The 9878-nt window shown below is 66.0% G+C and carries 8 protein-coding genes; all 8 read left to right on the top strand.

The features are described 5' to 3' along the window. Window positions 1–121 precede the first annotated feature (121 nt). Window positions 122–1144 carry a TatD family hydrolase gene (locus tag Q0A15_RS14965; RefSeq protein ID WP_291280325.1) on the top strand — a complete coding sequence of 341 codons (1023 nt, stop codon included), beginning with the start codon at window positions 122–124 and terminating at the stop codon, window positions 1142–1144. 169 nt (window positions 1145–1313) lie between these two features. Continuing rightward, window positions 1314–2564: a resuscitation-promoting factor gene (locus Q0A15_RS14970; protein ID WP_291280326.1), complete on the top strand. Its 1251-nt coding sequence runs from the start codon at window positions 1314–1316 to the stop codon at window positions 2562–2564. Between the two features lie 76 nt (window positions 2565–2640). Further along, window positions 2641–3567: a 16S rRNA (adenine(1518)-N(6)/adenine(1519)-N(6))-dimethyltransferase RsmA gene (rsmA, locus tag Q0A15_RS14975; RefSeq protein WP_291280327.1), complete on the top strand. Its 927-nt coding sequence runs from the start codon at window positions 2641–2643 to the stop codon at window positions 3565–3567. Next, window positions 3564–4502, top strand: coding sequence for a 4-(cytidine 5'-diphospho)-2-C-methyl-D-erythritol kinase (locus Q0A15_RS14980; RefSeq protein ID WP_291280328.1), 939 nt, complete (start codon window positions 3564–3566; stop codon window positions 4500–4502). Before rsmA ends, Q0A15_RS14980 begins: the two co-directional genes overlap by 4 nt. Window positions 4503–4654: 152 nt before the next feature. Further along, entirely contained in the window at window positions 4655–5080 is a 426-nt protein-coding gene (locus tag Q0A15_RS14985; protein ID WP_291280329.1) for a hypothetical protein, read from the top strand. A gap of 84 nt (window positions 5081–5164) precedes the next feature. Further along, entirely contained in the window at window positions 5165–7015 is a 1851-nt protein-coding gene (locus tag Q0A15_RS14990) for an ABC-F family ATP-binding cassette domain-containing protein (protein WP_291280330.1), read from the top strand. Between the two features lie 629 nt (window positions 7016–7644). Next, complete coding sequence (locus tag Q0A15_RS15090; RefSeq protein WP_367273415.1) at window positions 7645–8247, top strand: endonuclease domain-containing protein; 603 nt, start codon at window positions 7645–7647, stop codon at window positions 8245–8247. A gap of 474 nt (window positions 8248–8721) precedes the next feature. Continuing rightward, complete coding sequence (locus Q0A15_RS14995) at window positions 8722–9837, top strand: FAD-binding protein (RefSeq protein WP_291280331.1); 1116 nt, start codon at window positions 8722–8724, stop codon at window positions 9835–9837. The last annotated feature ends 41 nt before the right edge of the window (window positions 9838–9878 follow it).

A 9878-nucleotide genomic window follows, 5' to 3' on the forward strand; every position in this document is an offset into this window, starting at 1 on the left:
GGCTTTGGGGTGCCTCCTCTGTCAGGTCCCATCCAGCCATTCACCGGCGGGGCGTCACACCCATTTTTGGGGTTAGGCCCCGACGTCTTTATTGCTCATCCGATTCACTACCCTGGATGTCATGCCCGATTCAGCGCAGTACCCCCCAGTCGTCCCCGGAGAGACCCCTCCTGCCTACCTTCCACGCGAGGAAGACGCGCCGAGCGACGCGGAGCCGGGTACCGCGGAGCCGGGTACGGGGCCGTCGGACACAGCTGCCCCTCAAGGCATCGCGGCCACCGGCCGCTCTACAAAGGGGGAGGACGGGCGCAGGCGCAAGCTGGTGTACCCGCCGGCTCCGGAGCCGTTGCCCGTCCCGGTGGTGGACAACCACACGCACCTGGACTTCCGTGACGGGCTGGTGGAGGTCTCCGCGGCAGACGCTCTGGACGCGGCCGCCGCCGTGGGCGTGGAGGGCGTGATCCAGGTGGGCTGCGACGTGGAGTCCTCCCGCTGGGCCGTGCAGGCAGCCAACCGGCACCCCCGAATGCTGGCCGCCGTGGCCATCCACCCCAACGACGCCGCCCGCTCCGAAGCCAAGGGGACATTGCTGGCGGAGCTCGCGGAGATCGACCGGCTGGCCGAGGACCCCCGCGTCCGTGCCATCGGCGAAACCGGACTGGACTACTTCCGCACCGGCGAGGACGGACGCGACGCCCAACAGGCCTCCTTCCGAGCCCACCTCGCCATCGCCGCCCGTCGCGGCCTGCCGGTACAGATCCACGACCGTGACGCCCACGACGACGTCATCCGCATCCTCGACGAAGAGGGCTTCAGCGGCACCGTGGTCTTCCACTGCTTCTCCGGCGACGAAGACATGGCGGAGCTGGCGCATCAGCGCGGCTGGTACCTCTCCTTCGGAGGCACCTCCACCTTCAAGAACAACGACACACTGCGCGCGGCCTTGGGCCGCGTGGACCTCGACCACCTGCTCGTCGAGACCGATGCACCCTTTCTCACCGCGGTTCCCTACCGCGGCAGGCCCAACGCGCCCTACCTGATTCCGCTGGCCGTTCGGGCGCTCGCCGAGGAACTGGACGTGGACCTGGCCGCCTTCTGCGAGCGGATCCGGGCCAATACGCGCCGCGTGTACGGAGACTTCTGACGGGGGCGACTCAGAACCACGGGAATATGCCTCGAAAAGGTCACAAGTGCTTGGTGGGAGATAACGACGCGGTTACGATAGTGGGCAGCGCAAAACGCTCACTTTCCACTCGCGACCCCGAATTCCGGGGCCCAGCACGCTCCGCACGCACTAGAACTTGAGGCACAACGTGGCTATTTCCGGCAAACGCATCCTGACCAAGGGTGCGCAGGGACTCACCCTCGGCGCCCTCGTCGCCGGAACCGTGGCGTTCGTCGGTGCGGACAAGACCGTGGCGCTGACCGTGGACGGCCAGTCCCAGGACGTGCACACCTACGGGCGTACCGTGGCGGACGTGCTGCGTACCGCTGACGTGGACGTGGACTCCAACGACGAGGTCTCCGCACCGTTGGACTCCACCGTGCGCACCGGTTCCACGGTGCGAGTGAAGCTGGCCCGCAGCGTCACCGTGGACCTGGATGGCGAAAAGCGCACCGTGGACACCACGGCAGACACCGTGGGTGACCTGGCCCAGCAGCTGGGTGTCTCGGACGATGCCGAATTGTCCTTGAGCAAGGACGTCGCCCTTGCCTCCTCCACCTCGCAGCTCTCCGTCGTGACGCCCAAGCGCGTGACCCTGGATCTGGCGGGTCAGCGCTCCACCGTCTCCACCACCGCCACCGACGTGGCGGACCTTCTCAAGGAACAGGGCGTCAAGCCGGATTCCGACGACGTGGTCACGCCTGCACTCAACACCGTCCTCACCGATGGCGGCAGCGTGGCCTGGCAACGAGTCGAGACCAAGAAGAAGGCCACCACCTCCGACCTCGCAGCAGGCACCATCACCGTCAAGACCGACAACTTGGAGCAGGGCGAGACCAAGACCGTACGTCAAGCCACGGAGGGTAAGCGCACCACCGTGTCCAAGCTGCGTTACGTCAACGGCAAGGTGGTTTCCACCGAGGTGATCTCCTCCGAGATCACCACCAAACCCACTCCCAAGCTGGTGCAGGTGGGGACCAAGGCTCCGGAGAAGGAAAGCACCGCCAAGCACGCCGACGAGTCCGACTCCTCCTCGAAGAAGACCAGCTCCTCCTCCAAGGATTCCTCGTCCAAGGATTCCGAAACCAAGGATTCGGCTTCCTCTGCTTCGAAGGATTCCTCGACGTCGGCGTCCGGCCCCTCGGGATCGGTCGATGGCGTGTGGCAGAAGTTGGCCCAGTGCGAGTCCGGCGGGAACTGGTCCATCAACAGCGGCAACGGCTACTACGGCGGCCTGCAGTTCACGGCCTCCACCTGGGCGGCCCAGGGCGGGACCAAGTACGCCGCACTGCCGCACCAGGCCACCGCAGCGCAGCAGGTGGAGATCGCCAAGAAGCTGCAGGCCAAGGCCGGATGGGGCCAGTGGCCCGGCTGCACCGCCAAGCTCGGCCTGCGCTGATTCTTGACCGGGCGGTTTCGTGACCGCGCGGTTACCAGGCCGGGCGGTTTCTAGTAGGCGGCGCCGATACACTGGCATGGTGACCGAGCCGCACTCCACTTCATCGCAGACACCACCCTCGGATTCCGAGCCCACCGCGCCGGATTCCGGGCGTGCACTGCCCGAGTTGCTGGGTGCCGCTGATATCCGCAAGCTGGCCGAACTGGCCGGTGTTCGCCCCACCAAGCAGCGTGGGCAGAACTTCGTCATCGACCCCAACACCATCCGCCGGATCGTGGCGGCTGCGGGCCTCTCAGAGGACGAGCACGTCCTGGAGGTGGGACCCGGATTGGGGTCGCTGTCCCTGGGTATCTTGGATGCCGCCGACCGGCTGACCGCGGTGGAGATCGAGGATTCCTTCGCCGCTCAGCTTCCCTCCACCGTGGAGCACTACCGGCCAGGCGCCACCTCGCGACTCGACGTGGTGCACTCCGATGCCCTGAAGGTGCAGGCCGTCGAAGGTGAGCCCACGGCGCTGGTCGCCAACCTTCCCTACAACGTGGCGGTCCCCGTCCTGTTGCACCTGCTCGAGGTGGTTCCGTCCCTGCGTCACGGCCTGGTCATGGTGCAGGACGAGGTCGCCGATCGGCTCGTGGCCGGGCCGGGATCGCGCACGTACGGTGTGCCCAGTGTGAAACTCGCCTGGTGGTCAAGGGCCTCCAAGGCCGGGATCATCGGCAAGAACGTCTTCTGGCCTGCCCCTCAGATCCATTCCGGGCTGGTGCGCTTCGAGAAGCGCGAGGACCCCTGGCCGCTCGAGGAACGCCGTAACGTGTTCGCGGTGGTGGATGCGGCCTTCGCTCAGCGGCGCAAGACGCTGCGCGCCGCGCTGTCCGGTTGGGCAGGCGGCGGCCCCGCCGCCGAGGAAATCCTGGTGCGGGCAGGCGTGGATCCCAAGGCGCGTGGCGAGGCCCTGACCGTGGACGATTTCGTCGCCATTGCGGCGGCGCGAGCGGCGCTGTGAGGGCCACGGCCACTGCGGCCGCGCCGTCGCACATCGGTGTGGCTCAGCAGGTGGGCGCGCCGAACGCCGATGGGGATCGCGATATCGCGGCTCTGGTGCTCACCTGCGACCTGGAGGAGATCGTGGCCGCCCGGCACGGCGATCCGGGGGAGTGCATCGTGGAGATCTCCGACGCCTCCTCGATCGCGACCACGCCAGACGACGCTGCCGTGGGTGAGGACGATATGGCCGCGAAGGCAGCACGCCTGTTGACCTCCTACACCGGGCATCCGGGTGGGGTGCGGCTGTCCATCGCTCGCCACGTGCCGACGGCCGCCGGTCTCGGGGCCGGGGCGGCAGACGCCGCTGCAACTCTGGTCGCGTGCGATGCCCTGTGGGGGTTGGGGCTCTCACGCGGGGAATTGCAACGGCTGGCGATGAGACTCGGCGCCGACGTTGCCCTGGCGCTGGCCGGTGGTGCCGGCATCATCCTGGGGCAGGGTGAGGAGTTCTCCCCGCTACTGCACGTTGAACCTTCGCATTGGGTCCTGGTTCCGGCCAGTTATCCGGTACCCGCGCCGGACGTATACGCGCAGATGGACAAGCTGCGCGTCCAGGAGGAACTCAACGGGCGCGAGGACCCCGGTCAGGTCGGGGTGGACTCGGACCTGGTGGCCGCTCTGCGCGACGGTCGCATCGTGGACATCGCCACTCGCGTGTCCAACGACCTCGAGACCGCCGCGGTGATCCTGCGCGCTGAGGTGCAGGAGGTCATGGGTGCCGCCCGCCGAGCAGACGCCGTGGCGCAGGTGGTCTCCGGGACCGGACCCACCGTGGCCATGGCTGCCGAGGACCGGGACGCCGCGGAGCGGCTGGCCACGGTGGTGGCCGACGAACTGGACGTCCGCACCATCGTGGTGCAGGCCCCGGCGCGTGGCGCCCACCTGCTGCGCTGATGACCTCTGGTTCCGTCCCGCGGTGGGAATGCACGTCCTGCAATGACAATCAGACTATGCACGCCGCGGACGTCATTGAGCACCGGCGGACGTCGAAGCAACTTGTTCCCAGAAGGAGCGGAGGCTTGGAACCTAGAGTGGTTTACATGCGCATGAAGCTTCTTCCCGTGGTGGCTCTGGCTGCTGCGTCACTGGCGGTGTCCGTTTCCGGGTGTTCCTCCGATCCGTCGTTCGAGGACAGTTTGCGAGACGCAGCCTCCGATTCCTCCTTCACGTTGCCGTCCACAACGGCCGACGGGGCGTCATGGAGTCAGCTGGCGGTGCTTTGCCCCTACGGGGCAGTTCCCGGCTCGGCTTCCGAATCCATCCGTGAGGCGGCCGCCGATGTCGATACGGATGCCGACGACGGGCACCAGTGGCTCGTGTTCGACACCGATGATGGTGCCGAAACCGTGAAGCTCTCCCGTGAAAGCTGGGATTTCTGCAACACCGATGACGAGGAGCCGGTCTATGCGCCGGACCAGAAGTGGACCGCCTCCGAGGACAGCGGCGTCACCGTAGTGCGTCCAGTCGACTGATGCTGGCGCATCGACTCGTGTGGCACTGAGCCCGTGGGCTGGGGCCGCGTGCCCACGGTTCGGCAACTAGACTTGACCTCAGTTATGGCACATCTTCTCGGGGCCGAGGCCCTTCATCTGGAATACCCCACCAAGGTCGTCTTCGACTCCGTGTCCCTCGGGCTGGATGAGGGCGACCGCGTCGGCATCGTGGGCCGCAATGGCGACGGCAAGTCCTCCCTCATGGCGATGCTGGCCGGCCGCGTGGAACCCGATTCCGGTCGTGTCACCGTGCGCGGTGGCGTCACGGTCGGCGTGCTGGATCAGGCGGACACGCTGGATGACTCCCTGACGGTTGGACAGGCCGTGGTGGGCGACGTCCCCGATCACGTGTGGGCGTCCGACCCCAAGGTTCGCGACGTCATTTCCGGGCTCCTTCAGGACCTGGACTGGGATGCCTCGGTGAAGGGCCTGTCCGGCGGCCAGCGCCGCCGCGTCTCCCTGGCCCAGCTGCTCACCGGAGATTGGGATGTCCTGGCGCTGGATGAGCCAACCAACCACCTGGACGTCGAAGCCATCTCGTGGCTGGCCCAACACCTGAAGCAGCGCTGGTCCAAGAACTCCGGCGGGCTCATGGTCGTCACCCACGACCGTTGGTTCCTTGACGAGGTCTGTACCGACACCTGGGAGGTCCATGACCGCATCGTGGAACCGTTCGAGGGTGGTTACGCTGCCTACATCCTGCAGCGTGTGGAACGCGATCGGCAGGCCGCTGCCATCGAACAGCGCCGCCAGAACCTGGCGCGCAAGGAGCTGGCCTGGCTGCGCCGCGGCGCCCCGGCCCGCACGTCCAAGCCCAAGTTCCGTATCGAGGCGGCCAACACCCTGATCGAGGACGTCCCGGAGATCCGCAACAAGGTCTCCCTGCAGTCCCTGTCCGTGAATCGGCTCGGCAAGGACGTCGTGGACCTGCTGGACGCCGGGGTCTCCTACGGCGACAAGACCGTGCTGGACAAGGTCGAGTGGCGCCTGGCCCCCGGTGAGCGCACCGGCATCCTAGGCCCCAACGGTGCGGGCAAGTCCACCCTGCTCTCCCTGATCGCCGGAACGCTGCAGCCCACCACTGGTGTGGTCAAGCGCGGCAAGACGGTGCATGTGGCCACGCTGACGCAGCGTATGGATGAGCTGGATCAGTACCTCAACGACCCGGTACGCGTGGTGATCGGCGGACTGCGCACCTCCTACACGCTGGGCACCGGGTCCAAGGCTCAGGAGCTCACGCCGAGCCAGCTGCTGGAGCGCTTGGGGTTCTCCTCGGCACAGCTCTCCACGCCGGTGAAGGATCTCTCGGGTGGCCAGCAGCGGCGGCTGCAATTGCTGCTGATCCTGCTGGACCAGCCCAACGTGCTCATCCTCGACGAGCCCACCAACGACCTCGACACCGACATGCTCGCCGCTCTCGAGGACCTGCTGGATTCCTGGCCCGGCACCCTGATCGTGGTCTCCCACGACCGCTACTTCATCGAGCGCGTCACCGACCAGCAGTACGCCGTCCTGGACCATCACTTGCGCCACCTGCCCGGTGGCCTGGATGAGTATCTTCGCCGCCGTGCGGCGGGGGAGGGGGACGGCAAGTCACTGCCCGACGCCCGGTCCTCCAAGTCCGGTTCCGGCACCGGCGGTGCCGTCCCCGGGGGAAGTGGGCCCGCGTCGTCGGGCACGGACTCCGGTCTTTCCGGGCAGGAGGCCCGCGCCGCGCGCAAGGAGGTCTCCGCGCTGGAGCGGAAGATGGAGAAGGTCGGCACAGCGATGGAAAAGCTGGACGCCAAGATGGCCGCGCACGACGCCTCCGACTACACGGGCCTCGCCGAGCTGCAGGCCGAACGTGCGGCGCTGCAGGACGAAAACGACGGCTACGAGGAACGCTGGCTGGAACTCTCCGAAAAGCTGGGCTGAGCCGGCCCGGCCGGAGGCCAAGGTCATCTCAGGAGTCAGTTGTGCTCAGTGGTGGGGCCCTTAGCCGGCGTAATTGACTCCTGAGGCAACTGGACTGGCATAACTGACTCCTGAGACAACCGGATGAGCTCGGGAGTCGGTTGTGCTGGGTGCAGGCGGTTATACGCCGCGGAAGTGACTCCTGAATTACCGCCGGGTGTGGGGTGATCTCTGTTTCTTGGCTGCTTCGAAGCTCGGCCTGTGGATAACGCTGACGGCGATAGTGGTGTTCCTGCCAGGCTTGGGGGATGTCCAGACGTACTCCACTGCCAGCGGAACCTGGCACGGTGTTCGCGGTGCACGATGCCGTTGAAGCCGGAATCAGTCGTGCTGCCAGAGATCATCCGGCCTTCTTCCGCCCTTTTCGTGGGGCACGGATGCTGCCAGTGCAAGACCAAGGTCACGTAGCTGAGATCAAGCAGCGGATGCGTGCTTTGTTGGCAGTGGTGGCACCCGGGACGTTCTTCTACGGTCCAAGTGCTGCGGTCCTCTGGCGGATACCGCTGCCATACGGATTGCTGGATCAGTTGCACGTGGCCGTCATGTATCCGGCATCAGCGGTGCGCAGGGTAGGTGTGAAATCAACACGGATGAGGTCCCATCTTGCCGATGTCGTCGATGGGAATGAGTATCGGGCCTTGTCGGCTGCAGCGACTTGGGCTTCTCTGGCTCCATTCCTGGACGACGATGACCTGGTAGCGGCAGCGGACCACTTGATCTGTCCAGGAATTGACCCTGGCGGTCGGCACCCCGAACGTGTGACTCCGCCGATATGCACGTTGGAGGACTTACGCACTGTGTTGGGTCGTGGCCGCTGGCCTCACGCACCACGTCTCAGGCTCGCGCTTGAGCGAGCACGAGTAGGCAGCAAGTCGAGACCGGAAACGCAACTGCGGCTAGGACTCACTGCAGCCGGCCTGCCTGAACCCGAATTGAATCGGGACATCTGGGAAGGAGACCAGTGGTTGGCCTGCCCGGATCTGGTGTATCGGAAGTACAGAGTGTGCATCGAGTATCAGAGCGCTCATCACCGGACGGCCCAGCAATACGACGCTGACATAGATCGACGCCGGCGTCTTCAGTCTGCCGGGTGGATTGTGGTGGAGCTGACCTCTACTCACGTGCTGCGATCACCTCAAACGTCAGTGCGTAGGGTGGCTGAGGCTCTGCGGGAACGTGGCTGGGAAGGCTGAGGAATCGGATGTACTGGGTGCACGTGATTGAGGAGTCGGCTGTGCTGAGTACGCCCGATTGGGGAGTCAGTTGCGCTGAGTACGCCGCGTTGGGGAGTCACTTCCGCGGCGTTCGGCGGACAGCAGGCGGCGTAAATGACTCCTGTGTTTCGGGGCTGCGTTGGGGAGTCGGTTGCGCTGAGTGTCTCGGGTTGAGGAGTCACTTACGCAGTGATCGGCGGCTAGTAGGCGGCGGAAATGACTCCTGAGTTTCGGGTCTGCGTTGGGGAGTCGGTTGCGCTGAGTACGGCGGGTTGGGGAGTCACCTCCGCAGTGTCCGGCAGCCAGCAGGCGGCGCAAGTGACTCCCGAAGGCCTTGGACCGGCTGCAGGCCCAAGGAGTGATCCGCTGACCACTGGAAGCCGCAAGCCCTTCCCCTGACTCCAGCACCGGCCTAACGTGATCCACATCACAGAATCGGGTCGAGGAATGGGTATGAACACCACAGCACGCAAGCACCATGAGGATCACACGTACGACGTCGTGGTGGTGGGCTCCGGGGCGGCGGCCCTCACAACCGCACTGGGAGCCATCGATGAGGGGCTCAGCGTTCTCGTCCTGGAGAGCACGGACAAATTCGGCGGGAACACCGCGATGTCCGGCGGTGGACTGTGGCTGCCCAACAATCCACTGATGCGCCGCGAGAGAGTCAGCGACTCCCGCGATGAAGCCCTGACCTACCTCGAAGCCACCGTGGGTGAACCTGGCGACGCCTCGAACCGAGCCCGCAAGGAAGCCTTCGTGGATGGGATCGAGGACTACATCACCACCACGGAGCGCTACGGGTTCGAGTGGACCCGGGCCAAGAACTATCCCGATTACTACCCGGAGGCCCCGGGCGGAAAAATCGGTCGTTCGGTTGAACTGAAACCGGTGGACGCCAAGCCGCTCGGCGACCTCAGCAAGGATTCCCGCGCACTCTTGCCGTTCCCGATGATGAACGGGGACATGTACCTGCTGACCAGAGCCTTCGGCACCGTGGGAGGTTTCTTCCAGGGAGCCAAGCTGGTCTTCCGCACCCTCGGCGGCCTGCTCCGAGGACGGCGAGAACTGGGCATGGGCGGCGCACTCGCGGCAGCCCTCGCGAAGGCCGTGATCGTGGACGGCAAGGCGCCCCTCTGGCTCAACGCCAGGGCCACCAAGCTGATCACCGAGGACAACAGGATCACCGGAGTCGAGGTCGACAACAACGGCGCTCCAACCATCGTCAGGGCCCGTAAGGGAGTCCTCATGGGCACCGGGGGATTCGACCAGGACAAGGCCCGCCGCCTGGAGCTGCAGGGTGTGGAGGGCAACCCGGCCGGTTCTCCTGGAGCCCTGGGCCAAGGGATCGACATGGCCCGAGCGGTCGGGGCGGACATGGAGTACCTGGAGGATGCTTGGTGGGGTGCCACGGTCCAGCCCGTGGAGGGCGGCCTCTCCTCCTTCATCGTGGGGGAGCGGTCCATGCCGCACTCCATCATGGTGGACGCCCATGGCAAACGCTTCGCCAACGAGTCCGAGTCCTATGTGGATCTGGGCCACCACATGCTGGAGCACGACGACGCCTGAGTTCCTTCTCGGTTCGCGGCGCGTAGCACCGTGAACACCCA

Source organism: Galactobacter sp. (genome assembly GCF_022712295.1).
Classification (GTDB): domain Bacteria; phylum Actinomycetota; class Actinomycetes; order Actinomycetales; family Micrococcaceae; genus Galactobacter.

Coding starts and splice junctions, on each gene's coding strand:
- rsmA (WP_291280327.1), top strand. CDS start 2,641: ATGGTGACCGAGCCGCACTCCACTTCATCGCAGACACCACCCTCGGAT.
- Q0A15_RS14965 (WP_291280325.1), top strand. CDS start 122: ATGCCCGATTCAGCGCAGTACCCCCCAGTCGTCCCCGGAGAGACCCCT.
- Q0A15_RS14985 (WP_291280329.1), top strand. CDS start 4,655: ATGAAGCTTCTTCCCGTGGTGGCTCTGGCTGCTGCGTCACTGGCGGTG.
- Q0A15_RS15090 (WP_367273415.1), top strand. CDS start 7,645: ATGAGGTCCCATCTTGCCGATGTCGTCGATGGGAATGAGTATCGGGCC.
- Q0A15_RS14995 (WP_291280331.1), top strand. CDS start 8,722: ATGAACACCACAGCACGCAAGCACCATGAGGATCACACGTACGACGTC.
- Q0A15_RS14990 (WP_291280330.1), top strand. CDS start 5,165: ATGGCACATCTTCTCGGGGCCGAGGCCCTTCATCTGGAATACCCCACC.